Annotated in this window: 19 protein-coding genes and 2 pseudogenes; 10 read left to right on the top strand and 11 right to left on the bottom strand. The window is 72.7% G+C overall.

What is annotated here, in order from left to right:
• Nucleotides 1-153: 153 nt before the first annotated feature.
• Nucleotides 154-615, bottom strand: a complete 462-nt coding sequence (locus ACIRPX_RS27600; RefSeq protein ID WP_404199905.1) for a hypothetical protein — start codon at nt 613-615, stop codon at nt 154-156.
• Between the two features lie 117 nt (nt 616-732).
• On the bottom strand, nt 733-1,350 hold the full coding sequence (locus ACIRPX_RS27595; protein WP_404199903.1) for a hypothetical protein: 618 nt from the start codon (nt 1,348-1,350) through the stop codon (nt 733-735).
• Nucleotides 1,351-1,605: 255 nt separating this feature from the next.
• On the opposite strand from ACIRPX_RS27595, the gene ACIRPX_RS27590 reads away from it, so the two are divergent.
• Nucleotides 1,606-3,174 (top strand): helix-turn-helix domain-containing protein, encoded by a 1,569-nt coding sequence (locus tag ACIRPX_RS27590; protein WP_404199900.1) that lies wholly within the window; start codon nt 1,606-1,608, stop codon nt 3,172-3,174.
• Between the two features lie 7 nt (nt 3,175-3,181).
• Here the strand turns inward: ACIRPX_RS27590 and ACIRPX_RS27585 are convergent, their stop codons facing one another.
• Nucleotides 3,182-4,924: a pyruvate dehydrogenase gene (locus tag ACIRPX_RS27585; RefSeq protein ID WP_404199897.1), complete on the bottom strand. Its 1,743-nt coding sequence runs from the start codon at nt 4,922-4,924 to the stop codon at nt 3,182-3,184.
• Between the two features lie 77 nt (nt 4,925-5,001).
• On the bottom strand, nt 5,002-6,441 hold the full coding sequence (locus ACIRPX_RS27580) for a protein phosphatase 2C domain-containing protein (protein WP_404199894.1): 1,440 nt from the start codon (nt 6,439-6,441) through the stop codon (nt 5,002-5,004).
• Between the two features lie 500 nt (nt 6,442-6,941).
• Here ACIRPX_RS27580 and ACIRPX_RS27575 point away from each other — a divergent pair, with 500 nt between their 5' ends.
• The 3 genes from ACIRPX_RS27575 to ACIRPX_RS27565 all read left to right on the top strand — a co-directional run bounded on the left by ACIRPX_RS27575 (nt 6,942) and on the right by ACIRPX_RS27565 (nt 8,928).
• Nucleotides 6,942-7,931, top strand: a complete 990-nt coding sequence (locus ACIRPX_RS27575; protein ID WP_404199891.1) for a helix-turn-helix domain-containing protein — start codon at nt 6,942-6,944, stop codon at nt 7,929-7,931.
• Nucleotides 7,932-7,977: 46 nt separating this feature from the next.
• A complete protein-coding gene (locus ACIRPX_RS27570) occupies nt 7,978-8,460 on the top strand; it encodes a DUF456 domain-containing protein (RefSeq protein ID WP_404199889.1) in 483 nt (160 codons plus the stop codon).
• An 84-nt stretch (nt 8,461-8,544) separates the two neighbouring features.
• On the top strand, nt 8,545-8,928 hold the full coding sequence (locus ACIRPX_RS27565; protein ID WP_404199886.1) for a PPOX class F420-dependent oxidoreductase: 384 nt from the start codon (nt 8,545-8,547) through the stop codon (nt 8,926-8,928).
• A 15-nt stretch (nt 8,929-8,943) separates the two neighbouring features.
• Here ACIRPX_RS27565 and ACIRPX_RS27560 read toward each other — a convergent pair whose 3' ends face one another.
• The 7 genes and pseudogenes from ACIRPX_RS27560 to ACIRPX_RS27530 form a co-directional block, all read right to left on the bottom strand.
• On the bottom strand, nt 8,944-9,426 hold the full coding sequence (locus ACIRPX_RS27560) for a methylated-DNA--[protein]-cysteine S-methyltransferase (protein ID WP_404199883.1): 483 nt from the start codon (nt 9,424-9,426) through the stop codon (nt 8,944-8,946).
• Entirely contained in the window at nt 9,426-10,826 is a 1,401-nt protein-coding gene (locus ACIRPX_RS27555; protein ID WP_404200100.1) for a bifunctional transcriptional activator/DNA repair enzyme AdaA, read from the bottom strand. The genes ACIRPX_RS27560 and ACIRPX_RS27555 overlap by 1 nt, the downstream gene beginning before the upstream one ends.
• 82 nt (nt 10,827-10,908) lie before the next feature.
• Nucleotides 10,909-12,009, bottom strand: a complete 1,101-nt coding sequence (gene rsgA / locus ACIRPX_RS27550; protein WP_404199880.1) for a ribosome small subunit-dependent GTPase A — start codon at nt 12,007-12,009, stop codon at nt 10,909-10,911.
• Between the two features lie 209 nt (nt 12,010-12,218).
• The gene (locus ACIRPX_RS27545) at nt 12,219-13,715 is read right to left on the bottom strand and encodes a cellulose binding domain-containing protein (protein ID WP_404199878.1); all 1,497 of its coding nucleotides are present in this window, start codon (nt 13,713-13,715) and stop codon (nt 12,219-12,221) included.
• A gap of 230 nt (nt 13,716-13,945) precedes the next feature.
• On the bottom strand, nt 13,946-15,274 hold the full coding sequence (locus ACIRPX_RS27540) for a radical SAM protein (protein ID WP_404199875.1): 1,329 nt from the start codon (nt 15,272-15,274) through the stop codon (nt 13,946-13,948).
• A 34-nt stretch (nt 15,275-15,308) separates the two neighbouring features.
• Nucleotides 15,309-15,872: pseudogene (locus ACIRPX_RS27535) on the bottom strand (pyridoxamine 5'-phosphate oxidase family protein); the annotation flags it as partial.
• Between the two features lie 23 nt (nt 15,873-15,895).
• Entirely contained in the window at nt 15,896-16,903 is a 1,008-nt protein-coding gene (locus tag ACIRPX_RS27530; RefSeq protein ID WP_404199872.1) for a hydroxyacid dehydrogenase, read from the bottom strand.
• A gap of 144 nt (nt 16,904-17,047) precedes the next feature.
• Between ACIRPX_RS27530 and ACIRPX_RS27525 the strand changes: the two genes are divergently transcribed.
• The 6 genes and pseudogenes from ACIRPX_RS27525 (at nt 17,048) to ACIRPX_RS27500 (ending at nt 24,915) form a co-directional block, all read left to right on the top strand.
• Nucleotides 17,048-18,301 carry a D-arabinono-1,4-lactone oxidase gene (locus tag ACIRPX_RS27525; protein WP_404199869.1) on the top strand — a complete coding sequence of 418 codons (1,254 nt, stop codon included), beginning with the start codon at nt 17,048-17,050 and terminating at the stop codon, nt 18,299-18,301.
• A 147-nt stretch (nt 18,302-18,448) separates the two neighbouring features.
• On the top strand, nt 18,449-19,696 hold the full coding sequence (locus ACIRPX_RS27520) for an ROK family transcriptional regulator (RefSeq protein ID WP_404199866.1): 1,248 nt from the start codon (nt 18,449-18,451) through the stop codon (nt 19,694-19,696).
• A gap of 11 nt (nt 19,697-19,707) precedes the next feature.
• Nucleotides 19,708-21,551 (top strand): annotated as a pseudogene (locus ACIRPX_RS27515) (glycoside hydrolase).
• A gap of 240 nt (nt 21,552-21,791) precedes the next feature.
• A complete protein-coding gene (locus ACIRPX_RS27510; protein WP_404199863.1) occupies nt 21,792-23,057 on the top strand; it encodes an ABC transporter substrate-binding protein in 1,266 nt (421 codons plus the stop codon).
• 20 nt (nt 23,058-23,077) lie between these two features.
• Nucleotides 23,078-24,043 (top strand): carbohydrate ABC transporter permease, encoded by a 966-nt coding sequence (locus tag ACIRPX_RS27505; protein ID WP_404199860.1) that lies wholly within the window; start codon nt 23,078-23,080, stop codon nt 24,041-24,043.
• Nucleotides 24,040-24,915 (top strand): carbohydrate ABC transporter permease, encoded by an 876-nt coding sequence (locus ACIRPX_RS27500; protein WP_404199857.1) that lies wholly within the window; start codon nt 24,040-24,042, stop codon nt 24,913-24,915. Before ACIRPX_RS27505 ends, ACIRPX_RS27500 begins: the two co-directional genes overlap by 4 nt.
• Nucleotides 24,916-24,925 lie beyond the last annotated feature (10 nt).

Raw genomic sequence — 24,925 nt, 5'->3', positions numbered from 1 at the left:
CCGGGCGGGGGGGGGGGGGGGGGGGGGGGGGCGGGCGGGGGGGGGGGGGGGGGCCGGGGGGGCGCCCGCGCCGCCCCCCCCCCCCCCGCGGGGGGGGGGGGGCCCCCCCCGCGCCCGTTCCAGATCCTCACCGTGCGGCTGCGACCGGAGTGACTACCTGGCCCCCGCGCCCTTCTCGCCGATGTGGACGATCTTGCGGCTGTCGCGGGCCATGTCGACCACCAGCTCGCTGGTGCTGTGCCGGCTCCAGGTGAGGGTGACGACGGCCTCCGTGCGGTGCGCGGTGCTGCCGTGGGCGGTGACCTTCCAGGCGAGCGGCACGTTCTGGGCCCGCAGGACGCCGTCGGCGTGCTCCTTGTCCTCCCAGGCGGCCAGCTTCCGCTGGAAGCCGGCGGTGAGGTAGTGGCCGCGCAGCGCCGTGCCGAGGTCGCCGCCGTCCTCGTCGGTCACCGCGTCGATGTAGGCGCCGTAGAAGTCCGCGATGCGGGTGACGTCGTCGGACGGCTTGCCGCTGACGGTGCGCGGCGTGCCGGCGGAGGCCGTGGCGGTGGCGCCGAGGCCGAGGGCGACGGCGAGGACACCGGCGGTCAGGACGGTGCGGGTCTTGCTGGACATGTGTGTTCCCCGTTTTCCGGTAGGTGCTGCGATCGTTTGGGTGCGGCGGTCGTTGCGGTCGTCTCCCCGGGCCGCCCTCCCGACCCCCGTGGCGAGAGGGCGGCCCCGGTGCCGCGGTCAGTGGAGCTTGTTCACGGCCGTGACGGTCGTCTTCTTGAAGGCCTTCACCGGGGCGCCGTCGAAGCCGCCCAGCTGCCCCCAGTGCACGACCGTGACGGTCCTGCCGTCCCGCCCCGCCGACAGGAGCCGGACGTCGCTGGCGCCCCAGGAGGTCTCGGTGTGCAGCCCGTAGACGTGGGCGCCCTCCTCGACGGCGAGCCGGCCGTAGTCCCGCCCCGTCGCCCCGGTCTCCGGATCGGCCGCCTCGATCCGCCGCGGACAGGACCTGATGTCCTTGTCCAGGGCCTTGACCAGGGCCTTGGCCGAGCGGACGTCGGGCAGCACGACGGTGATCTGGCGGGCGTCGGTGTCGAGGTCGGTGCGGAAGTCGCGGTGCCAGGCCCGCTCGTGCCCCGGCAGGGCGCGCAGGCAGGTGTCCCCCTCCGTGTCCTCCGGCACACCGGCGGCGACCATGTCCGCCGTCCAGGACGAGGAGGGGTGCGGCGGCAGGTCCCGGGCCGCGAGGAAGCCGGGTGTGCTGCGCGCCGCGTGCGCCGGGGCGGCGAGTGCGGTGCCGAGGGCGAGGCCCGCGGCGGAGAGTGCGAGGAGCGCGCCTGCTCGGGTGCGCTTGGGCATGGATGTCCCCCGTGGATGAGTGCGTGCCGTGGATGAGTGCGTGGGTCGAGAATCGGTGCATGGGTGCGGGATGCCGCCCGGCCGGCGGATGGTCCGTCCGGGTCCGGTCGGTGCGGCACCAAGAGCATCGGCCGCCCCGGGGGCCCGGCGCAACGGCAGGCGGCCGATCGGCGACGGTGGAACCATCCCAGCCCATCTGACGTGCAGGTATATGAGTGCCTGGGATACGGGGACACGGTCGACGACGGGGGAAGAGTGGAGACTCGGGACGACGTCGAGGAGTTCGCGGCGCTGCTGCGCCGGCTGAAGGCGCGCACGGACCGGAGCTACGGCTCGCTGGCCCGCCGCCTGGGCATGAACACCTCGACGCTGCACCGGTACTGCGCGGGCGAGGCGGTGCCCCAGGACTTCGCCCCCGTCGAACGGCTCGCGGCCTTCTGCGCGGCGACCGCCGACGAGCGCCTCGAACTGCACCGCCGGTGGCTGCTGGCGGTGGCGGCACGCCGACGGCCTCGGACCACGGACACGACCACCGACGTGGCGGCCGACCGGGCGCCGACCTCCGGCACGGCGAACGCGGGCCCCGAAAGCGAGGGTGCCTCGCCGACGGACGAGGGCCCCGAAGGCGGCCGTACGTCGCCGACGGACACCGAACCCCAAAGCAACGCCACCTCCCCGCAGAACGCGGCGCCCGACATCAACGACACCTCACCTGCGGACGGGACGCCCGGCGCCGCCGACACCTCACCGACGGACACCGAACCCCAAAGCAACGCCACCTCCCCGCAGAACGCGGCGTCCAGCGCCAACGGTGCCTCACCTGCGGACGCGACGCCCGGCGCCGACGATGTCTCGTCGGTGGACGTGGAGCGCCCCGTCCCGGCCGCCCGCCCCTGGTACCGCCGTCGGCGGGTCCTCGCGTCCGCCGCCGTCGCCTGTGCGCTGCTCGCCACGATCGGCGGGCTGTCGGCCCTGTCGAAGGGTCGCTCCTCGGAGGCCGCCGGGCCGCGTTCCTCCGCGCGGCCCGGGACCAGCGCTCCCGCGGCGCCGCACGGTTCGTCGAAGCCGAAGCCGTCCGCGAGTCCGTCTCCCGCCGGCGCCCCGGGCGCGTCCGCGTCCGGCACCGGGAAGAAGACCGCCGGCCGGTCCGCCGGTCCCGGCCAGGACCCCACCGGCGCCGGCCGTCCGGTCACCGCGGTGCCCCTGGCCTGGCACGCGGACTCCCAGGTCTGGCAGAACGGCTGCGGCCACGACTACGTCGTCGACAAGACGCCCGCGCAGGTCCCGCCGCCCCCGGTGCAGCAGGACGCCGGGACCTGGGCGGCCACGCAGGGCGCGGTGCACGGACGGCAGACGATGGTGCAGATCTCGGTGCAGGGCCGGTCCTCCACCGCCGTGGTCCTGGAGGCGCTGCGCGTCCGCGTCGTCAGCCGCGGCACCCCGGCCGCGGGCAGCGCGTACGCCATGGACCAGGGCTGCGGGGGCGAGCTGACCCCGCGCAGCTTCACCGTGAACCTCGACGCCGACCGCCCCGTCGCCCGCCCGAAGGACGGCGCGGACAGCCGGCACACCCTCCCCGCCGTGCACTTCCCCTACCGCGTCTCGGCCGAGGACCCGGAGGTGCTGCTGGTCGACGCGACGACCCAGACCTACGACGCGCGCTGGTACCTGGAGCTCGACTGGTCCTGCCAGGGCAGCAGCGGCACGTTGCGCATCGACGACCACGGCCGCCCGTTCCGCACGAGCGGCATCAAGGGCATGCCGCGCTACTGGTACGGCACGAACGGCTCCGGCGAGCGCGCCTGGGTGCCCTACGACAGCTGAGTCCCCGCTACGGCCGCGGCATGTTGCGCAGGTTGGAGCGGGCCATCTGCACCATGCGGCCGACTCCGCCGTCCAGCACGATCTTCGAGGCGGACAGGGCGAAACCGGTCACCATCTCGGCGCTGATCTTCGGCGGGATGGACAGGGCGTTGGGGTCGGTGACGATGTCGACGAGCGCCGGGCCCTTGTGCTTGAAGGCGTCCTTCAGCGCGCCGCGGAGGTCCTTGGGCTTCTCGACCCGCACCCCGTGGGCCCCGCAGGCGCGGGCGACGGCCGCGAAGTCGGGGTTGTTGTTCGTGGTGCCGTAGGAGGGAAGACCGGCGACCAGCATCTCCAGTTCGACCATGCCGAGCGAGGAGTTGTTGAAGAGGACGACCTTCACCGGGAGGTCGTGCTGCACCAGGGTCAGGAAGTCGCCCATCAGCATGGAGAATCCGCCGTCCCCGGACATCGAGACGACCTGCCGGCCGCGGTCGGTGAACTGGGCCCCGATCGCCATCGGCAGCGCGTTCGCCATCGAGCCGTGGGAGAAGGAACCGATGATGCGGCGGCGGCCGTTGGGAGAGACGTAGCGTGCGGCCCAGACGTTGCACATACCGGTGTCGACGGTGAACACCGCGTCCTCGTCGGCGAGTTCGTCGAGCACGGACGCCACGTACTCCGGGTGGATGGGCACGTGCTTGTCGACCTTGCGCGTGTAGGCCTTCACCACCCCCTCCAGCGCGTCCGCGTGCTTCTTGAGCATCCGGTCCAGGAAGCGCCGGTTCTGCTTGGCCCGCACCCGCGGGATCAGACAGCGCAGCGTCTCCCGCACATCGCCCCACACGGCCAGGTCGAGCTTGGAGCGGCGGCCCAGGTGCTCGGGCCGGATGTCGATCTGCGCGATCTGGACGTCGTCGGGGAGGAAGGCGTTGTACGGGAAGTCGGTGCCGAGCAGGATCAGCAGGTCGCACTCGTGGGTGGCCTCGTAGGCGGCGCCGTAGCCGAGCAGTCCGCTCATGCCCACGTCGTAGGGGTTGTCGTACTGGATCCACTCCTTGCCCCGAAGGGCGTGTCCCACGGGCGACTTGACCTTGCCGGCGAACTCCATGACCTCGGCGTGGGCGCCCGCCGTGCCGCTGCCGCAGAACAGGGTGACCTTCTCGGCGCGGTCGATCATGTCGACGAGGCGGTCGATCTCGGCGTCGCCGGGGCGGACGCCGGGCCGGGAGGTGACCAGGGCGGTCTCGGCGGCACGCTCCGGGGCGGGCTGGTCGGCGATGTCCCCGGGCAGGGAGACGACGCTGACGCCGCTGAGCCCGACCGCGTTCTGGATCGCGGTCGTCAGCAGGCGCGGCATCTGCTTCGGGGTGGAGATGAGCTCGCTGTAGTGGCTGCACTCGCGGAACAGCTGGTCGGGATGGGTCTCCTGGAAGTAGCCGAGGCCGATCTCGCTGGACGGGATGTGCGAGGCCAGGGCGAGGACGGGCGCCATCGAGCGGTGGGCGTCGTACAGGCCGTTGATGAGGTGGAGGTTGCCGGGCCCGCAGGAGCCGGCGCAGGCGGCCAGCCGTCCGGTGATCTGGGCCTCCGCGCCGGCCGCGAAGGCGGCGGTCTCCTCGTGACGGACGTGCACCCAGTCGATGGCGGCGTTGCGGCGTACGGCGTCCACCACCGGGTTGAGGCTGTCGCCGACGACGCCGTAGAGGCGCTTGACTCCGGCGCGGACGAGGATGTCGACGAACTGCTCGGCGACGTTCTGCTTGGCCATGGCGGTCAGTGCCCTTCGGTCTCCGCGGTCTGCGTCTTTCGGATCCCTCCGGGTCCATCAATTCACAGCGCGGACCCTCACGCCTCCCAAACTGCTGCGGCCGTACGGTCGTCCGCGTACCCCTTGACCCTGACCTGGGTGTCGGCGAGGAACGAGGCGAGACCGGGCGGGTTGGCTCCCGCCCACCGGGTCGCCAGGTGGCGGCACAGGTCGGGCTCGCCACGCAGGGGTTCGGCGAGACCGCCGGTGCACATCAGCAGCGCGTCACCCGTGCGGGCGACGGAGGCACGGAACCGGAAGGGCTCGCGGGGCGGTTCGGGGGCGGGGTCGTAGGGGCTCGGGGGCGTGGGGATGCCGAGGTCCATGGTGAGCCGGTCGCCGTCGGGGGTCTCGGCGGGCAGCGAGCCGAAGCCGACGACGGGTTCGCCGGCGACCTCGCCGACGCGCGGCTCGATGTCCTGCCAGTCGCCGTCGCGCAGCCGGAACAGTCCGCCGCCGCCCACGCCGAAGAAGACGCGGGTACGGCACTCCGGGTCGGCCGGCAGCAGCAGGCAGCGCAGGGTGGCGGCGTACTCCTCCGGCTCGATGCCCTGCTCGGCGGCGCTCGCGCGGAGCTTGCCGAGGCTGCGGTCGGTGAGGCGGTGCAGGCCCGACTTGAGATCGCCGCGCCGGCCGGCCCTGATGTCCTCGGCGAGCCGGGCGTGACTGCGGCCGACGGCCCGGCCGATCCAGTGGCAGGCCTCGGCGGCCGCCCGGTGCGCGCCCGGTGTGGCGCGGGCGCCGGTGGCCATCGCGACCAGGACCAGGGCCTGTTCGCCGGTGCCGAAGCGGGCGGTGAGGAGGGAGTCGCGGCGCGGCTCGCCGCGGTAGCGCGCGGAGTCCCCGCGGACGGAGGCGGCGCGCAGGACGCAGGCGCCGTAGCGGGCGCCGTCGAGCACGGTGTCCGCGACGAGGTCGTCGAGGTCGTCCGGGTCGGCGGGCGGCAGCGCGGTGGGCTCGGCCTCGTAGGTGGGCGGGCCCGAGCCCACGTAGTCGACCGGGGACGGCGGGAGGGTGGGGACGTCCGGACGGGTGGCCGTGCGGACGGCCCGTCCGCCGGCCGCGGGCTCCCCGGGCGGATCGGCCGCGGCGCCACCGGTGTCCGCAGCGGGGTCCGTCGGGGAGGAAGTGGAGGCGGGGGCCGGCGTGGCGGGCGTCTCCGTGGAGGTGCCCGGCGTGACGGGCGTCTCCGTGGAGGTGCGGCCGCCGGTCTGGGCGGTGACCGGTGCCGGGCCCGCGGGCGCGGCCGCCGGCGGCTCCCAGGGGACCCGCTGCGGGGCGATCGCGGCGCGGGGCGGTGCCTGGGCCGCCCCGGCGTCCTCGTGCTCGGGTGCGCCCACGGCTCCCGAGGCCGAGGCGAACCGGTCGTCCAGGGTGTCGGGCGCGGGTGCGGGCCCCGTGTCCTCGGTGGCCTCGTCGTACAGCTGTCCCCACCAGTCGTCGTCGTGACCGGTGGGACTTCCCCCCTGCTGGCTCATGCCCCCAATTGTCCACCGACCGGGCCGTAGGGAAACGGGGCATCGGGAAAATCGGGCACGGCACTCCGCCTCGAACGGCGCGCTCTCCGCCTCGAACGGCGCGTCGGGGGGACCGTCGAACGGCAGTGCGTCAAGGCCGCCGGGCGGTTCCACCCCCCACGGGAGAACCACCCGGCGACGTGGAAGTGACCCGGGTCCGAATCCCCTTCGTGCCGGCGCTGCGCCGACGGCACGTCTCGGGCCCGGGTCACGCTCTGGACGCCCGGATCACGCCACGGTGCCGGTCGGCCGGACCCGAGTGCGGCCGCTGTCCCCGGCCCTCGGCCGTGCGCCGCCGACGTGCCCCCTGCGCCTCGCACCCGTGCTGATCAACCCAGGCGTGCCCACACCTTGGCAGAGTGCCGGGTGATACGGCGATGATGTGCCGAGGCGGGTTTGCGCCGTGGCTGTTTCCCGCCACCGCGCACCCCGCGCGGAACTCCGGGGAGGGCGGGAAACCGATGCTGGGCGCGCTGGGGCTGGACGAGACGCACGAGGCGGCGTACCGGGCGCTGGTGTCCGTGGGCGCCGCCGACGTGCCCGATCTCGCACGGCGGCTGGTGCTCGGCGAACAGGACACGGAGCGCGCGCTGCGCCGGCTGGAGCGGCACGGGCTCGCCGCGCAGTCCTCGGCCCGGCCGGGGCGCTGGGTGGCGGCACCGCCCGCGGTGGCGCTGGGGGCGCTGCTCACCCAGCAGCGGCACGAGCTGGAGCAGGCGGAGCTGGCGGTGGCGCTGCTCGCGGAGGAGTACCGGGCGGCGGCGGCCGAGCCCGCCGTGCACGACCTGGTCGAGGTGGTGATCGGCGCGGCCGCGGTCGCCCAGCGCTTCCTGCAGCTTCAGCTCGGGGCGAGCGAGGAGGTGTGCGCCCTGGTCACCGGCGCCCCGGTCGTCGTCTCCGGCCCGGACAACGAGGCGGAGGAGCAGGCGGCCGGGCGCGGGGTCCGCTACCGGGTGGTGGTCGAGCGCTCGGTGCTGGACCTGCCGGACGGCATCACCGAACTGTCCGCCGCGCTCGGCCGCGACGAACGGGTGCGGGTGGTGGACCGGGTGCCCACCAAGCTGGTGGTGGCCGACCGGACCCTCGCCCTGGTCCCGCTGACCACGCACACCGCGGAGCCCGCCGCGCTGGTCGTCCACGAGAGCGGGCTGCTGGAGCTGCTGTCCGGGCTGTTCGAGTCGGTGTGGCGGGACGCGCTGCCGCTGCGGCTGGGGACGGACGGGGTCACCGAGCAGGAGCCGGACGGGCCCGACGCCACCGACCTGGAGGTCCTGTCCCTGCTGCTGGCCGGCCTGACGGACGCGAGCGTGGCGAAACAGCTGGACCTGGGCCTGCGGACCGTGCAGCGCCGGGTGAAGCGGCTGATGGAGCTGACGGGTGTGACGACCCGGCTCCAGCTGGGCTGGCACGCCTACGAACGGGGCTGGGTGGCCCGGGAGCACTCCGGCTGATCACGGCTGATCTGCGGCTTCGGCGCTCCTCCGGCACCCTGGTCAGATGGGAGTGTGGGACCTCCTGCTGGTCGGACTGGTCCTCCTGCTCGGCCTGTGCGGAGTGCTGGTGCCCGGGCTGCCGGGATCGTGGCTCGTGTGGGCCGCGGTGCTGTGGTGGGCGCTGAAGGATCCGCAGCCGGTGTCGTGGTTCGTGCTGGTGGGGGCCACCGTGGCGCTGCTCCTGGCCCAGGTGGTGCGCTGGGCCCTGCCGCCGAGACGGCTGCGCGCGAGCGACGCCACCGCCCGCACCTGGGTGTACGCGGGGGTGGGCGCGTTCCTCGGTTTCGTTCTGATCCCCGTGCTCGGCGCGATCCCCGGCTTCATGGGCGGCATCTACCTCTACGAGCGTCACCGCCTGGGCCGGCACGGGGAGGCGATGGCGGCGCTGCGGACCGCGATGCGTTCGGGCGGCTCCAGCCTGCTGGCGGAACTGTTCACGTGTCTGCTGATCGCGGGCGCGTGGCTGGGGGCGGTGATCTGGGGCTGAACGGCGCGCGGGGCGGGCGTGGGACCGGCGGTGCGGGGCGGGGACCCGATGTGCGCGCCGGGCCGGCGTGTTTGGCTGAGGGGTATGACCGAATTCAGCGAGACCGAGCGCGCGTACCTCAGATCGCAGCGGCTGGGGCGGCTGGCCACCGTCGACCCGCACGGACAGCCGCAGGCCAACCCGGTCGGCTTCTTCCCGCAGGAGGACGGCACGATCCTGGTCGGCGGTCACGCCATGGGCCGCACCAAGAAGTGGCGCAATCTCCGGCACAACCCCAGGGTGGCCCTGGTGGTCGACGACATCGTCAGCCTGCGTCCCTGGAAGGTCCGCGGCATCGACATCCGGGGAGAGGCCGAACTCCTCACCGGGCCCCACGAGTTGGGCCCGCACTTCAGCCAGGAGGTGATCCGCATCCACCCGCGGCGGATCCACAGCTGGGGTCTGGAGGACGAGGGCGGCGGGGCCTAGGGGTGTCTGACACCCCTAGAGACTCCCCTCCAGGGTGAGCAGCCGCACCTTGCGCTCCAGGCCGCCCGCGTAGCCGGTCAGCGATCCGTCCGCGCCGATCACCCGGTGGCACGGGCGGACGATCAGCAGCGGATTGGCGCCGACCGCGCCGCCGACCGCCCGGACGGCGGCGCGGGAGGCACCGATACGGGCGGCGATCTCGCCGTACGTGGTGGTCGTCCCGTACGGCACGGTGTCGAGGGCGGCCCACACCCGCTCCCGGAACTCGCTGCCGGCCGCGCCGAACTCAAGCCGGAATTCCTTGAGCTCACCGGCGAAGTAGGCCGCCAGCTGCTCCTCGGCGGTACGCAGGAGGGCGGGTTCGTGCCGCCAGCCGTCCTGCACCGTGCGGCCGTTCCTCTGCCCGGGCACCGTGAGGGAGGTCAGGGCGCCGCCCGGGTCGGCGGTGAGCAGGAGGGGGCCGAGCGGGCTGTCGACGCGGGTCCAGAGGGTGGTCATCAGGGGCGGTCCAACTCTCCTGCTGCGCGCAGGTGTTGCAGGGCGTACGAGCGCCAGGGGCGCCAGCTGTCGGGCAGGTCCGGGCCGGGCGGGGCGACGTCCGGGTCGCCCAGGGCGCGGGTGCGGATCACGGCGACCGTAGCGGCGTCCAGGCCCGGCAGCGCCAGCAGGGCCGCCTCCGTGTCGTCGCGGTCGGCGCCCGGATCGAGGCGGACGGCGCCGTCGGCAAGCGCGGTGGTGAGCGCGCCGAGCACCCCGTGCGGTTCGGCCCCGGCGAGGACGGCCGGTTCGGGAAAGAGATGGGTGAGGCCGCCGGAGGGCGCGTCGAGGGCCTTCCCGTAGCGCCGCACCAGCCGCTCGGCCTCCGCCGTCCCGGCCACCGCGCGCACGGCCAGCTCCTCGGCGTCGGCGGCGCCCGGGGACCGCAGCCCGGGCCGGGCGGCGACCAGGGGCGCGAGCCGGTCGTCGGCGCCGAGCCGCTCGTCGACGGCGTACGGGTCGGCGTCGAGGTCGAGGAGCCGTCGCAGCCGCCCGACGGCGGTGGTCAGATCGCGGGGGTCGGTGAGGTGCAGCCGGGCGTCCAGCCAGCCGCCGGGGTGGGCCCCGGACGCGGACCGGGCGCTGCCCGTGCGCTCGTCGACGGCGGCGATGCCGGTGCCGTGCGGCAGCCGGAGCGTGCGGCGGTAGGTCCGCCGCCCGCGTTCCCCGCTCACTTCCTCGACCCCGGGCACGGCCTCGTCGGACAGCAGGTCGAAGACGGCACCGGAGAGGTAGGGCCCCCGGTGGGCGAGCCGCAACGGGATCTCGGCGCTCGCGGCCGTCCGCCGGCCGCCCCGGCCCCCGTCCGGTGCGGTGGTGCGCAGCTCGGTCGGGGTGGCCGCGTACACCGCCCGGATGGTGTCGTTGAACTGCCGCACGCTGGCGAATCCGGCCGCGAACGCGATCTCCGTGATCGGCAGCCGCGTCGTCTGCACCAGCACGCGCGCGGTGTGTGCCCGCTGGGCCCGGGCGAGCGCGACGGGCCCGGCACCCAGCTCGGCGGTCAGCTGCCGCTGCACCTGCCGCGTGCTGTAGCCGAGCCGCGCCGCGAGCCCACGGACGCCCTCGCGGTCGACGACGCCGTCCCCGATCAGCCGCATGGCCCGTCCCACGACGTCCGCGCGGACGTTCCACCCGGCCGATCCGGGCACGGCGTCCGGCCGGCACCGCCGGCAGGCCCGGAACCCCGAGCCCTGCGCGGCGGCGGCCGTCGCGAAGAACCGCACGTTGTGCCGCTTGGGCGTCACCGCCGGGCAGCTGGGCCGGCAGTAGATCCCGGTCGTCCGCACGGCGAAGAAGAACTCACCGTCGAAACGGGCGTCGCGGCTGCGTACGGCTTCGTAGCGGGTGTCCTCGTCCATCACGGTGTCCAGTCTCCGCCCTGCCCGCCGGCCGGGCTGGCGGAAATCGGACGTGACGCCGGGACCTGCCCGGACGGCACCCCTAGCGCGTACGACCCCGCTTCAGCTCCATCGCGGCCCGCCCCTCGGCCCCCTTCCGCTTCCAGTCGCGCCGCAGCTCCGCCCGCAGCCGCGCGTCGGTCTTGGCAACGATCCACCGGTTCTCCCGCATGAGCTTGCGGTAGCTCTCCAGCCGGCGGACCGGCAGGTCACCGGAGTCGAGGGCGGCCAGCACGGCGCACCCCGGCTCCGCGTCGTGGGCGCAGTCGTGGAAGCGACACCGCTGCGCCAGTTCCTCGATCTCGGCGAAGACCTGACCGACGCCGGTCTCGGCGTCCCACAGGCCGACCCCGCGCAGGCCGGGTGTGTCGATGAGGACGCCCCCGCCCGGCAGGGCGAGCAGGTTGCGCGTGGTCGTCGTGTGGCGACCCTTGCCGTCGACGTCCCGGGCGGCCCGCACCTCCATGACCTCGGCGCCGAGGAGGGCGTTCGCGAGGGTCGACTTGCCCGCGCCCGACTGGCCGAGCAGTACCGACGTACCGCCCGAGACGGCACCGACGAGGACGTCGAGCCCGTCCCCGTCCACGGCGCTGGTGGCCAGCACCTGCACGCCCGGTGCCGACAGTTCGACGTCCTGCACGAGGTGGGCCAGCGTCACCGGGTCCGGGACCAGGTCCGCCTTGGTGAGCACGACGAGCGGCTGCGCGCCGGACTCCCAGGCCAGGGCCAGGAAGCGCTCGACCCGTCCGAGGTCGAGCTCGGCCGCGAGGGACACGGCGACGACGGCGTGGTCGACGTTGGCGGCGAGGATCTGCCCCTCGGACCGCTTGGAGGAGGTGGAGCGCACGAAGGCGGTACGGCGCGGCAGATACGCGCGGACGTAGCGGGGGTTCCCGCCGGGTTCAACGGCGACCCAGTCGCCGGTGCACACCACCCGCATCGGGTCGTGCGGGGTGACGAACGCGGTGTCGGCCCGGACGACCCCGCCGGCGGTGACCACGTCGCACTGACCGCGGTCGACCCGGATCACCCGCCCGGGCAGGAGTCCTTCGGTGTCGTAGGGGGCGAACTCGTCCGCCCATGCCTCGTCCCAGCCGTAGGGAGCGAGTGCGGAGAAGACGGAAGCAGCAGAGCTGGAAGTCAAGGGGTGACCCTTCGAAGGGCGGCCCCGGCGAGGTGAGAGGTCGTCAGCCGGCGGCCACGGAGGTGGACGTGATGATCTGGATGCGGGCGGCGCTCATCGCAATGACAGCCATCGGTCGACACCTCCTCGGTCACACACTCGTCTCGGCACGGCGGCCGGGGGCCGCCGTGTGAACCGCCGCAACAGTAGCCCGCCGCGGCGGGCTCCCGTCAACCGGTTTTCGTGCAGGCACGCCCGTTCAGCGTGAAGGCGTAGGGCGGCGAGTTCGTCCCCTGCCAGGACGCCAGGAAGCCGAAGGTGAGGGTGGAGTGCGCGGCGACCGACCTGTTGTAGTCGGCGGCGGACGCCGTGACGCGGGAGCCGCTCTGGGCGACGTTCGCGTCCCACATCTGGCGGACCTGCTGGCCGTCCCGGAAGGACCAGGCGACCTGCCAGCCGTCGAGCGCGGCGGCGGTGGTGACGGAGACGGTGGCCTGGAAGCCGTCGGGCCACTGGCTGTCGAGGTGGTACGTGACCTCGCAGGCGGCCGGCTCGCTCCGGTCGGGCACCGGCTTGCCGGCGGCCGTGGACGAGGTGGTGCCCTGCGGCTCCGGGTCCGGGTTCTTCGCCGTGCCGCGGGTCTTCGTCGCGGTGGGGGTGGGTGTGGGTGTGGGTGTGGGGGAGGCCGCGGGCGAGGTGGTGAGGGCGGGCAGGGACGGCGCCGGGGCCGCCACCGGTGAGCTGTCGGCCGGGGCGTCGCCACCGGCGCCGCCTTCGTCCCCGGAGCCGAACGGCATCAGTGACACCGCCAGCGCGAGCAGCGACACGACGACGGCGGCGGCGAGCAGGCCGCCGCGCAGCATCCGCGCGCGGTTCGCGCCGTTCTTCGGCTCGCCGCCCTCGGCGTCGGCCCGCTGGGGGCGTCCGGCGCCCAGGCGCACCTCGGCCGCGCGGCGGCGGCGCTCCAGGTAGGCGAGGCCGCCCCAGCCGATGACCCCGCCGGCGAGGGCGGCGGGCAGCCCGCCGCCCTGCGGGCGCAGGCAGGCGGCGGCCTCCGCGCAGTCCACGCAGGTGGCAAGGTGGCGGGAGAGGTCCGGCGGGACGTCGGCGGCCGGCGAGCGGGTGACGGCGTCGAGCAGGCGGGCGTAGCTGCGGCACTGCGCGTCCATCGGGGTGTCGATGTGGGCGCGGTGGCAGCGGTCCCTGAACAGGCCGCGGACCTGGGTGAGTTCGTCGCCGACCAGGTCCGGGTCGAGGCCGAGCCGGCGGGCCACCACGGGCAGCGGCAGCGCCTCCACCTCGGCCAGCCACAGCAGCGCCGCGTCCGGCTCCTGGAGATCGCGCAGGGCCCGCAGGGCGAGCGGGCGGCGCAGCGGGGGTCCGGTGTAGCGCGCGGCCTTGTCGGAGTTGAGCCAGAGCCGCAGGTCCGGGTCGAGGTCGGTCCCCTGCCCGCCGGACTCCCAGGCCAGGGCCGTGGTGCGTACGGCGGTGAGCAGCAGCGGGATCACCGGCAGCCGGGGCCGGCGGCGGCCGGTGTCGCGGACGGTCGCGGTCGCGGTCCCGGACGCCCGGACCTCGCGGATTCCAAGCGCGAAGGCCTCGGTGGCCAGCTGCGTGGCCGCGGCCGCGCCGGCGGTGCACAGGTCCGCGTAGGAAAGCACCGCGTCCCAGCACTCGGAGAACAGCGCGGCCTCGGCGGCGTCCTTCGGGGTCGGCAGGTCGGGCATGGGTCTCCTGCATCCACAAGCGAGGTCAACTCACCATGACGGCAATGGAGTTGGGGGGACCCTCGCGGCAGGGCAGGAGCCTTTCACGTTTCTCTCACAACTGACAAGCGCTGTATTCAGTTGTCCTGGCGGACCCCTGCCCGGCCGACCGCGCGGCACAACTCCAGCCTCATGTACGCAAGGAGACCACGCTTCACTCACCGTGCCCAGAGGTCACGCGGGGCTCCGGCTCACACCTGCGCCGTCGGTGCCGCGTCCTGCGCCGGGAGGCTGTCCATGAAGGAGCTGACGGAGAAGACGGCGCGGCCGGGTCCGGGCGGGCCGTAGCCGGGGGGCGAGGACAGGCCGAAGTCCTCCATGGTCCGGCGATAGGCCTGCAGCAGCCGGATGTGGTACTCCAGCGGTGCGCCCGCCGGGTTGGCCTTGCCGAGCGGGGTGGTGGGCTCCGGGCACCAGGTGGTGAAGCGGGGCGTGATGCCGTGCGACATGAAGAAGCGCAGTCCCTCCGTGGTCGAGGCGATCGCCTCGTCGACCGTCTTGAAGCCGAAGGGCTCGGCCATCTCCACGCCCGCCACGAAGTTGGGGATCACGTTGCGCGCGCCGAAGACGTCCGCCGAGTCCAGGATGCGCCGGTGCCACTCGTCCCGGCCGACGTACCGCTCCTTGCCCGGGCAGTACATCTTGAACAGATACTCGTCCCACACCTCGTAGTTGGGGTGGTAGATCTGCACGCCGTGGTCCTTGAACCGCCGCACGTCGTCCTTGGGCAGGGCCTGCGCGACGACCTTGCCGATCCAGCGGCCCGGGAAGCGGTCCTCGATGGCCTTGGCGTAGTGGCCGTAGAAGTCGGCCTCGTCACGACCCGAGACCGTCTTGGTGATCGCGCCGCCGGTGAGCGTGTAGGCGGTGGACGCCCTGGCGGTGTCGTACCGGTCGATGATCTCCAGCGCCTCCAGGACCTCCTCCACGTCCTTGACGCCCGTGTACGGCCGCCCGGCCGCCTTGTGCTGGCGCCAGTTGTGGTTGATGTCGCAGTACTGGCACTCCTCCTTGGCGCCGAAGTACTGGCAGACGCGGAAGACGGTGAGGTAGATCAGGTAGCCCCACTGGATGGTCGGGGCCACCTCCATGACCGACTTCCCGTTGGAGAGGGTGTGCCGGTAGTACTCGGGCATGGGCGGCACGCCGACGTCCGAGATGCGCCTGCCGTCGAGGTAGAGGCCGAGCACGCCGTGCTCGTCGGCGGCGACCCGGTAGGGCGAGGACGGGTTCACCCGCACGGAGACGACGGTACGGCGCAGGTCGTAGGGGCCGCCGGTGAGGATGATCTCCTCCGGCGGGCGCCGCAGCGCGGCCTCGCCCAGCTCCGGCAGGGTTCCGTGGTCGAAGGAGAAGATGAAGTACGACTTCGGCTTGACCTCGCCGGACTCGTTGTCGCTCAGCGCGGACGGGTCGAAGGCCACGCCTCCGCGCAGCAGGTCCTCCTTGAAGACGGCTTCCCGCGGCACGTGCGGGAACCGCTCCATCAGATCCTCGACCAGTGCGGTACGGCTGCCCATCCCCACGCTCCTCCCGGTTCGGACGTTCAGCTCCTCACGGTATGCCTTCGCCCGCGCGCCGGCCGTGCCGGGTCCCCCCACGGCGCGCGATGTGTCCTGGTACGGGGGTGTCCGGCGGCAGCGCCGGGTCGGCGACGGGAGCGCCCCAGAGCGAGGTCAGGGGCAGGGTGCCGGCCCACGGGCCGCGTTCGGCGTCCGGGCCGGCGCCGTCGCCGGGCGGCCCGGTGCGGATCTTGACGGAGGCCTCTTCCGGGGAGAGGGCGAGCAGAGTGGTGGCCGCGGGTTCCCTGCGGTCCGGGCGGCGGGCGTAGGACCACTGCCCGGGCGCCGCGTGCTCGGTGGGGCGGCGAGCCCCGCCGGCTTCTCCTCCGCGCCGGTCACCGCGCGGGCCTCGCCGTGGATCATCGCGCCGCGGTGGTCCACGCCGTGCTCGAAGACCGAGCGGGCGAGGACCAGGCCGTCGACGTGGGTGACGGTGACGCAGACCTCGGTGCCGCCGGCGAGGCTGCGGCCCGGCCACGGACGCGTGGACGCAGAGCCACCGCTCGTCGCGTCCGTAGCCGGTGGGGACGACCAGCGGCCGCCCCGCGACCACCACACTTGGGCCACGAAATCCGTATCTCAGGCCTCCTTCTTCAGTGCCTCCGGATCCACCGCGTACGCCGGCGCCTCCCCCCGGACGAACCGTGCCGCCTCCTCCGCCACCACCCGGCCCAGGCGCGCGACCTCGTTGCCCTGGGAGCCGGCGAGATGCGGGGTGACGAAGGCGTTGGGGAGGTCGTACAGGGGTGAGCCGGGCGGCAGCGGCTCGGGGTCGGTGACGTCGAGGACCGCGGCGAGGCGCCCCGTGCGCAGTTCGGCGGTCAGCGCCTCGTGGTCGACCAGGGCCCCTCGCGCGGTGTTGACCAGGACCGCCCCGTCCGGCATCAGGGCCAGCTCGCGGCGGCCGATCAGATGGTGCGTCTCCGGCGTCGCGGGAGCGTGCAGCGTCACGATGTCCGAGGTGCGCAGGAGGTCGTCCAGGGACAGCAGCGGGACGCCGAGCGCGGCCGACTCCGCCGCGTCGACGTACGGGTCGGCCAGGCTCGGGCGCAGGTCGAAGGGGCGCAGCAGCTCCAGCAGGCGGCGGCCGATGCGGGAGGCGCCGACGACGCCGACCCGGCGGCCGAGGTTGCCGATGCCGGGGACGATCTCCCAGCCGGGGAACGCGCGGCCGGTGCGCAGCCGTTCGCGGGCGCCGAGGGCGTCCTTGCCGGCCAGCAGGATCATGGCGAGGGTGTACTCGGCGACCGGGACCGCGTTGGCGGCGGCCGCCGAGGAGACCACGATCCCGCGCCGCCACACCTCGGGCGTGGTGAAGCCCTTGACCGAGCCGGCCGCGTGCAGGACGGCGCGCAGGCGCGGCGCCGCGTCCAGGGCGGCCGTGTCCAGGAGGGGGCAGCCCCAGCCGGTGACCAGGATCTCGGTGCGGGCCAGCGCCTCGCGGACGCCGGGATCGCCGAAGTCCCGGACCACCCGGGCGGGATCGATGTCCACGGACTCACGCAGCCGCGCCAGCACCTCCGGCGGGAACACGTGCGGAACGTGGGCGGCTGTCATGGCGAACAGGGCCTGGGGACGCTCGGGCAACGGCGTGACCTTCCGCTGAGCGGCACGAAAGCCCCGGCGGCGCGAAGGCCGGGGGCACGGAAACCATGTGGAAAACGCTCTCTAAAGTAGGCGGGTGCGGATGAGAGGGTCAACGCACACACAGTCCGCGGAGGGACGGCACGCATGACGGACACGGTCACCAACTGGGCGGGCAACATCACGTACACGGCCAAGGAGCTGCAGCGCCCGCACTCGCTCGACGCGCTCCGGAGGCTGGTGGCCGCCAGCGCGAGGGTGCGCGTGCTGGGCAGCGGGCACTCCTTCAACGCGATCGCCGAGCCGGGCCCGGAGGGCGTCCTGCTGTCGATCGCCGGGCTGCCGCCGGTGCTCGACGTCGACGCGGCCGCCCGTACGGTACGGGTCTCGGGCGGCGTCCGGTACGCGGAACTGGCCAGCGCGGTGCACGCGCGCGGGCTCGCCCTCCCCAACATGGCGTCCCTGCCGCACATCTCCGTCGCCGGTTCGGTGGCCACCGGCACCCACGGCTCGGGCGTGCTCAACGGCTCGCTCGCCTCGGCCGTACGGGAGGTGGAGCTGGTCGTGGCGGACGGGACGACGCTGCGGATCGCACGCGGCGACGACCGCTTCGGCGGTGCCGTGACCTCGCTGGGCGCGCTGGGTGTCGTGACCGCCCTGACCCTCGACCTGGAGCCGGCCTACGAGGTCGAGCAGCACCTGTACACCGAACTCCCTTTGGCCGGGATGGACGTCGGGACGTTCGAGACGATCATGGCCTCGGCGTACAGCGTGAGCCTGTTCACCGACTGGCGGGCGCCGGGCTTCCGCCAGGTGTGGCGCAAGCGGCGCACCGACCAGCCGCTGCCGGACTTCCCGTGGGCCCCTCCCGCCACCGGGAAGCTGCACCCGGTGCCGGGCATGCCGGCGGTCCACTGCACCGAGCAGTTCGGCGTGCCCGGGCCCTGGCACGAGCGACTGCCCCATTTCCGGGCCGAGTTCGTCCCGAGCAGCGGCGCCGAGCTCCAGTCGGAGTACCTGCTGCCGAGGCCCCACGCCCTGGACGCCCTGCACGCGCTCGACGCGCTCCGGGCGACGCTCGCACCTGTCACGCAGACCTGCGAGGTGCGCACGGTGGCCGCCGACACGCAGTGGCTGAGCCCGGCCTACGGGCGGGACACCGTGGCGCTGCACTTCACCTGGGTCGACGACACCGAGGCCGTACTGCCGGTGGTGCGGCGGCTGGAGGAGGCGCTGGACGCGTTCGACGCCCGCCCGCACTGGGGCAAGGTGTTCGCCCTGCCGGCGGCGGTGGTGCGGGAGCGGTATCCGCGGCTGGACGACTTCCGGGCACTGGCGCGGGCACTGGACCCGGCGGGGATGTTCACCAACGCGTTCGTGCGGGACGTGCTCGACGGCTGATCCCCGCCCCGCACCGCGTGCACGCCGACCGCTCCCTCCCCCTGGGCCAGGACTTTTCCGGACCCCTTTCCTAACCCCTTGTCGAAAGTCCTCCGCAGGCCATAGCCTTGCGCCGCGCCGGAGCGGCCCGGCAGTGAGGGGACTTCGATGAGGCGCGGCACATCACGGGACATCCGCACCGCGAACCGCTACGAGGTGCTGCGCCAGATCATCGCCCAGTCTCCCACCTCACGGCAGGAGCTGGCGGCCGCCACCGGACTGAGCCTCGCGACGGTCGCCACGCTCGTCGGCGAGCTGCTCGAACTGCGGATGATCACCGAGGTCGGCTTCGAGGACTCGGCGGGCGGCCGCCCCCGCGGCCTCGTCGCCGTCCACGCCTCGGGCGGCGCGCTGATCGGCGTCGACATCGCGGAGACGTACGTCCATGTCGAGCTGTTCGACCTGGCACTGAACGTGCTGGCCCGCGCCGAGGAGGACGTCCGCCCCGGCGAGAGCCTTCCCGAGCAGGTGGTCGGCCATGTCGCCGCCGCCGTCGGCTCGGTGGTGGCGCAGGCCGGGATCGAGGGCGCCCGGGTGCTCGGCGTCGGCGTGAGCGTCCCGGGCCAGGTCGACCGTGCGACCGGCTTCTCGGAGTACGCGCCCAACTGGAACTGGCACGACGTGCCGCTGCTGGACCTGCTCACCGAGCACATCGCCTACCCGCTGTATCTGGACAACCCGCTGCGCGCGTCCGCGGTCGCCGAGCTGTGGTTCGGGGCGGTACGCGGGCGCGGGGACGCCGTGGTGGTCAACCTCGGCACCGGTGTGGGCGCGGGACTCGTCCTCGGCGGCGCCCTGCACCGGGGCGTCAGCAACAGCGCCGGCGAGTGGGGCCACACCACGATCGTCCTGGACGGCCGGCTGTGCCGGTGCGGCAGGAACGGCTGTGTGGAGGCCTATGTCGGCGCGTCCGGGATCATGCTGACGCTGCGGGAGCTGGATCCCGGCAGTGCGCTGCTGCACACCGAGGACCAGACGGCCACCGTCGACGCGCTGGCGCGGGGGCTGCGCACCGGCGACCCGGTGGCGGTCAAGGTGGTCCGCGACACCGTCAAGTACCTCGGCGCCGGGATCGCCGACCTGGTCAACCTGTTCAACCCCGAGGTGGTCGTGCTCAGCAGCTGGGTCGCGAGCGCCCTCGGCGACCCCCTGATCGCCGAGGTGCGCGAGGCCGTCGCCCGGCACGCGCTGCCGCGGCCGATGGCCGCCACCGAGATCGTCCTCTCCCCCATCCCCACCGACCCGGTGTGCCTGGGCGCGGCCACGTTCGCGCTGGAAGGTGCCCTGCAGTCCGTGGGGCACCGGACCGCACAGCGCACCACCCCCGCAAGGAGCCGTACCGCACCGCCTTCATGACGACGGAAGGGATGCACGTGTCTCACCCCCACCGCAGCAGACCGGTTCTCCTGACGGCCGCGGCCGCGCTCGCCGTCGCGGCCCCCCTGATGTCCGCCCCGCCCTCCTCGGCCGCCGCCCCCACCGCGGCCGAGGTCTCCCCGCACGCCGCCCAGACCGTCGACGACATCGGCGCGTCGGGCGCCTGGTGGGTCGACGACCTGCAGTACTTCAAGCCCGAAGTGCAGTCCCGGGTCGCACGGTTGCTGTTCTCGAAGCAGGGCCTGGACCTGTCCTCGTACCGGTACAACATCGGCGGTGGCGGCGTCGCGGTCACCACCCCCGCCCGCGCCGCCGAGGACTTCCTGCGGCCGACGGCTCCTACGACTGGAGCAGGGACAAGGGCGGCCGGACCTTCCTGAAGTACGCCGCGAGGTACGGCGTGAAGGACCTGATCGGCTTCGTGAACAGCGCGCCCGCCCGGTGGACGACCAACGGGCAGTCGTGCGGCGGCCGGTTGAAGGCGGAGAACGAGTCGGACTACGCCAGGTACGTGGCCGACGTGACCGACCACTTCGCCGGGCAGGGCGTCCGGCTCGACCACATCAGCCCGTTCAACGAACCCGACAACGACTTCGGTTCCTGCGGCCAGGAGGGCATGCAGGTCCCGCCCGACCAGCGTGACGACATCGTGCGGGCGCTGGGGGCCGAGCAGCGGGCGCGGAAGCAGAAGACGTCGATCATCGCGGACGAGTCCAGCCGGACGACCCAGTTCGCCTCCGAGCTCCCGCAGTGGATCTCGCAGCCGGGCACGCGGCAGTACGTGTCGGCGCTCGCCCACCACACGTACGACAACCCGGACGACGGCCGACTCGCCCGCGTCTACGAGACGTCCAGGACGGTCGGCCGGAAGTCGTGGGCCACCGAGATCTGCTGCTTCGGCAAGGGCTCGACCGGCTGGAACCAGGAGTACGACCCGACCATCGACAACGCCCTGCTGATGTCGAGGATCATCTACCAGGACTTCGCGAGCGCCCACGACTCGGCCTTCCAGTGGTGGGTGGCGCTCGCCGGCGGGTACGGCACCTCCCCCACCGAGAAGAACGACGCGGGCTGGAACGACGGCCTGATCTACTACGACCCCGACTACGCGACGAACGGCGACCAGAAGCTGTACTTCACCAAGCGGTACTACGCGCTCGGCCAGTACAGCAAGTTCGTCCGGCCGGGCTCGGTCGCGCACAACGTGACCGGGGCGCCGGACGGGGTCGAGGTGTCGTCGTACGACCGGGACGGCACGTGGGTGGTCGTGGTCAACAACCACAACTCCGCGGACACACCGCTGAGTCTGCACTTCAACAGCAAGGCGCCGGTACGGGCCGAGAAGGCCGTCCGCACCTCGGCCACCGAGGACTGGGCGAACGTCCGGAAGCCGACGGTGAGTTCGGGGACGGTGTCGGCGACGCTCGCCGCCCGGTCCGTCACCACGTACGTCCTCGGCCGGAAAGGCCACGGCAGTTCGGCGGTCACGGGCGCGCTGGCGGGCAGGCAGTCCGGCAAGTGCCTGACGGCGAACGCCTCCGGGGCCGCCATCGACACCTGCACGGGCGGGGAGGAGCAGTCGTGGTCGTACGACGCGAAGGGCGGCCTGAAGGGCGTGAACGGCTACCTCACGGCCGGGAGTTCCGGCCTGACGACGACCTCCGGATTCACCGGTGGTCCCGGCCAGCGCTGGCTGCTCAACGCCGACGGCCAGATCCTCAGCGAGGCGTCCGGCCGGTGCCTCGACGTCAGCGGGCAGGCGACCGCGGACGGCAGCAAGGTGATCCTCTACAGCTGCAACGGCGGGTCCAACGAGGCCTGGAGCAGGCAGTGACGCCGTAGGACCCCGTACCGAGGGCCGGCGGCCGGGCACCCCTGGACCGGCGGCCCTCACCCCCCGTGCGCCCTGCCCGCGTTCGGCATCCCGAACGGCGTACAACGCTTCGCGCAGACTTCGTCCAACCCCTTGCCGAAGGATTGGCAGAAGAATAACGTCCCCGCACCGCACCGCATTTCGAGCCACGTCGCGCTGAAGCCGTGGAGCCGCAGCCGCACACGAGACAAGGACGTCAGCATGTCGGCAATGAGCAACAGCAACTGGTCCCGCCGATCCCTCTTCCGCGCTGCCGCGGGTATGGCGGCCGCCGGCACGCTCGCCGCGTGCGGCAGCAACAACGGCCGCGGCGGCGGCTCCGGTTCGGGCAAGCAGCTCGTCCAGTACTTCCACGCCTACGGCGAGGCGGGCACCGAGCAGGCCATCAAGCGGTACGCGGCCGCGTACCAGGGCGCGCACGTCAGGACGCAGTGGATCACCGGGTCGAACTTCGAGAGCAAGCTCTTCGCGACCCTGCTCACGGACAACGCGCCGGATCTGTTCGAGTTCCACCCGCAGTACCAGCTCATCAAGAGCGGTCAGGTGGCCGACCTGACCGACATCATCGAGCCGGTCAAGGACGACTTCAACCAGGCGGACATCGCCTCGCACACGATGGACGGCAAGACGTACGGCGTCCGCATGATCGACGACCCGCAGTTCTTCTTCTACCGGAAGTCGATGCTCGAGAAGGCGGGCATCGAGCCGCCCACCACCCTGGACGAGCTCATCGAGGCCGCCGCGAAGCTCACCACCAGCAAGGTCAAGGGCCTGTTCCTCGGCAACGACCTGCACGCGGTCATCCAGCCGCTGTTCTACGGGGCCGGCGCCGACACCCTCGACGACAAGAACCGGATCGCCTACCACACCGACGGCGTCGTCCAGGGCCTGAAGGGGCTGCGCAAGCTGTTCACCAGCGGCGACCTTCTGCTCGACGCTCCGGCCGACTTCTGGGACCCCTCCGCGCTCAACCAGGGACTGTGCGCCATCCAGTGGTGCGGCATGTGGGCCATGCCGCAGTTCCAGGAGACGCTCGGCGACGACCTCGGCATCATGCCGTTCCCGAAGGTCGGCGACGCCGGCAAGCCGGCCGTCTACAACGGCGGCTGGTCGATGTTCGTCAACGCCAAGGGCAAGAACGTCGACGCGGCCAAGGAATACGTCAAGTGGCTGTGGATCGACCAGAAGAAGTACCAGGAGGACTGGGCCCTGTCCTACGGATTCCACATCCCGCCGCGCACCTCCATCGCCCAGTCCGCCACCAAGCTCAAGTCGGGCCTGCCGGCCGAGGGCGTGAAGCTGTTCAACGAGTACGGCCACTTCGACAGGATCGGCTGGACCCAAGCCATGATCACCGCGACCGAGAACGTCTTCGCGGACTGCGTCCGCAAGAACGGAGACCCGGAGGCCGCCCTCGACAAGGCCGACAAGACGGTCGGCGCCGAGCTCAAGAAGCTGTTCGGCTAGACCGCCGGACGGACCACGACATGTCGACGACCACCACGCGTGGCCTCGCGAGCCCCGCCCCGGCCAAGGCCTCCCCGGCCCGGCCGCGGCGGGGGCTGCGGGACAGCAGCACCTTCAACTTCTGGCTCTTCACCAGCCCGTTCCTGATCGGGCTGATCGTCTTCGTCTACGTTCCCATCGGCTGGAGCGTCTACCTCAGCTTCTTCGAGGCGCGCTTCACCGTCACGCCCAGCGACTTCGTCGGCCTGGGCAACTACCGGGAGCTGCTGTCGGACGGCCGCTTCACCGGCTCCCTCATCACCTTCACCGTCTTCGCCGCGTTCATCGTGCCCACGACCTGGGCGGTCTCGCTGGGCCTTGCGATGCTGGTGAACCGGCTGCGCTTCCTGCGCGCCTTCTTCCGGTCGGTGTTCTTCCTGCCGACGGCGTGCAGCTACGTCGCGGCCTCGCTGATCTGGAAGATGTCGATCTTCAACGGTGTGCGCTTCGGTCTGGCGAACACCGTCCTCAATCTGTTCGGCGTGGACAACATCGCCTGGCTCGCCAACCCGGACCCGCCCTGGTACTGGCTGGTCATCATCACGGCCCGGCTGTGGCTGCAGTCCGGCTTCTACATGATCCTTTTCCTGGCCGCGCTGCAGAACATTCCGCGGGAGCTGTACGAGGCCGCCGCCATCGACGGCGCCAAGCGGGGCTGGCAGACCTTCTGGTACATCACACTGCCACAGCTGCGGGCCACCTCCACGGCCGTGATCCTGCTGCTGATCGTGGCCGCCTACCAGGCGTTCGACGAGTTCTTCAACCTGCTGTCCAGGACGACGTGGGGGCGCCCGCCCCTCGTCGAGCTCTACTACACCGCCCTCGGACAGGACCAGAACTACGGCAAGGGCAGCGCCGGCGCCGTCATCCTGACGCTCCTGATCTGCGTCGTCACCCTGTTCCAGGGCAAGATCATGGGCTTCGGAAGGGGTGAGGAGACCACGTGACCACGACCGCGCCGAAGGCCGGGAAGCCGCGCCGCACGCAGGGCGGTGGCGGAGCGATGGGTTCGACCGGCCTCTACGTCGCCACCGGCATGGCCGCCGTCCTGTTCCTGATCCCCTTCTACATCCTGGTCCGCAACGCCCTCTCCACCGACCCCGAGATCACCGGCGAGAACTGGAAGTTCTTCCCCACCGACATCCAGTGGGACAACATCACCCAGCCGTTCCACGACGCGACGGTCGACTTCGGGCAGTCGATGGTGAACTCGCTGATCGTGGCGGTCCTGCACACGGCCGGGACCCTGCTGGTGTGCTCACTGGCCGGCTACGGCCTGGCCCGCATCCCGTACCGACACGCCAACAAGGTCTTCTACGGCGTGCTGTTCACCCTGATGGTCCCGACCGCGGTCACCTTCGTTCCCAGCTTCGTGCTGGTGTCGTCCCTCGGCTGGGTGGACAGCTACCGGGGTCTGATCGTCCCGGGCCTGTTCACCGGTTTCACCTGCTTCCTGTTCCGGCAGTACTTCCTGGGGTTCCCCAAGGAGCTGGAGGAGGCGGCACGCGTGGACGGGCTCGGCCACTGGGGCGCCTACTGGCGCGTCGTCGTGCCGAACTCGCTGAACTTCTTCGCGGCCATCGCCACCATCACGTTCATCAGCGGATGGAACTCCTTCCTGTGGCCCCTGGTCATCGGCCAGGACCCCAGTGCCTGGACCGTTCAGGTCGCGCTGTCCTCGTACATGACCAACCAGACGGTCAACTACCACCTCATCTTCATGGCCACCACCATCTCCATCCTGCCCCTGCTCTTCGTCTTCCTCTTCCTCCAGCGCTGGCTGGTCCAGGGGATCGCGCAGACCGGCATCAAGGGCTGACCCTTCTCTC

The sequence above is a fragment of the Streptomyces sp. NPDC101225 genome, from assembly GCF_044767585.1.
Classification (GTDB): Bacteria; Actinomycetota; Actinomycetes; order Streptomycetales; family Streptomycetaceae; genus Streptomyces.
The sequence above is the reverse complement of the archived record's forward strand: the minus strand, read 5'-3'. Positions and strand labels throughout refer to the sequence as shown.

Excerpts from the sequence above, each read along its gene's own strand:
- ACIRPX_RS27595 (WP_404199903.1), bottom strand. The coding sequence starts at position 1,350 with ATGCCCAAGCGCACCCGAGCAGGCGCGCTCCTCGCACTCTCCGCCGCG.
- ACIRPX_RS27600 (WP_404199905.1), bottom strand. The coding sequence starts at position 615 with ATGTCCAGCAAGACCCGCACCGTCCTGACCGCCGGTGTCCTCGCCGTC.
- ACIRPX_RS27520 (WP_404199866.1), top strand. The coding sequence starts at position 18,449 with ATGAGGCGCGGCACATCACGGGACATCCGCACCGCGAACCGCTACGAG.
- ACIRPX_RS27545 (WP_404199878.1), bottom strand. The coding sequence starts at position 13,715 with ATGCCCGACCTGCCGACCCCGAAGGACGCCGCCGAGGCCGCGCTGTTC.
- ACIRPX_RS27575 (WP_404199891.1), top strand. The coding sequence starts at position 6,942 with ATGCTGGGCGCGCTGGGGCTGGACGAGACGCACGAGGCGGCGTACCGG.
- ACIRPX_RS27565 (WP_404199886.1), top strand. The coding sequence starts at position 8,545 with ATGACCGAATTCAGCGAGACCGAGCGCGCGTACCTCAGATCGCAGCGG.
- ACIRPX_RS27580 (WP_404199894.1), bottom strand. The coding sequence starts at position 6,441 with ATGAGCCAGCAGGGGGGAAGTCCCACCGGTCACGACGACGACTGGTGG.
- ACIRPX_RS27585 (WP_404199897.1), bottom strand. The coding sequence starts at position 4,924 with ATGGCCAAGCAGAACGTCGCCGAGCAGTTCGTCGACATCCTCGTCCGC.
- ACIRPX_RS27525 (WP_404199869.1), top strand. The coding sequence starts at position 17,048 with ATGACGGACACGGTCACCAACTGGGCGGGCAACATCACGTACACGGCC.
- ACIRPX_RS27540 (WP_404199875.1), bottom strand. The coding sequence starts at position 15,274 with ATGGGCAGCCGTACCGCACTGGTCGAGGATCTGATGGAGCGGTTCCCG.
- ACIRPX_RS27505 (WP_404199860.1), top strand. The coding sequence starts at position 23,078 with ATGTCGACGACCACCACGCGTGGCCTCGCGAGCCCCGCCCCGGCCAAG.
- ACIRPX_RS27510 (WP_404199863.1), top strand. The coding sequence starts at position 21,792 with ATGTCGGCAATGAGCAACAGCAACTGGTCCCGCCGATCCCTCTTCCGC.
- ACIRPX_RS27555 (WP_404200100.1), bottom strand. The coding sequence starts at position 10,826 with ATGGACGAGGACACCCGCTACGAAGCCGTACGCAGCCGCGACGCCCGT.
- ACIRPX_RS27570 (WP_404199889.1), top strand. The coding sequence starts at position 7,978 with ATGGGAGTGTGGGACCTCCTGCTGGTCGGACTGGTCCTCCTGCTCGGC.
- ACIRPX_RS27560 (WP_404199883.1), bottom strand. The coding sequence starts at position 9,426 with ATGACCACCCTCTGGACCCGCGTCGACAGCCCGCTCGGCCCCCTCCTG.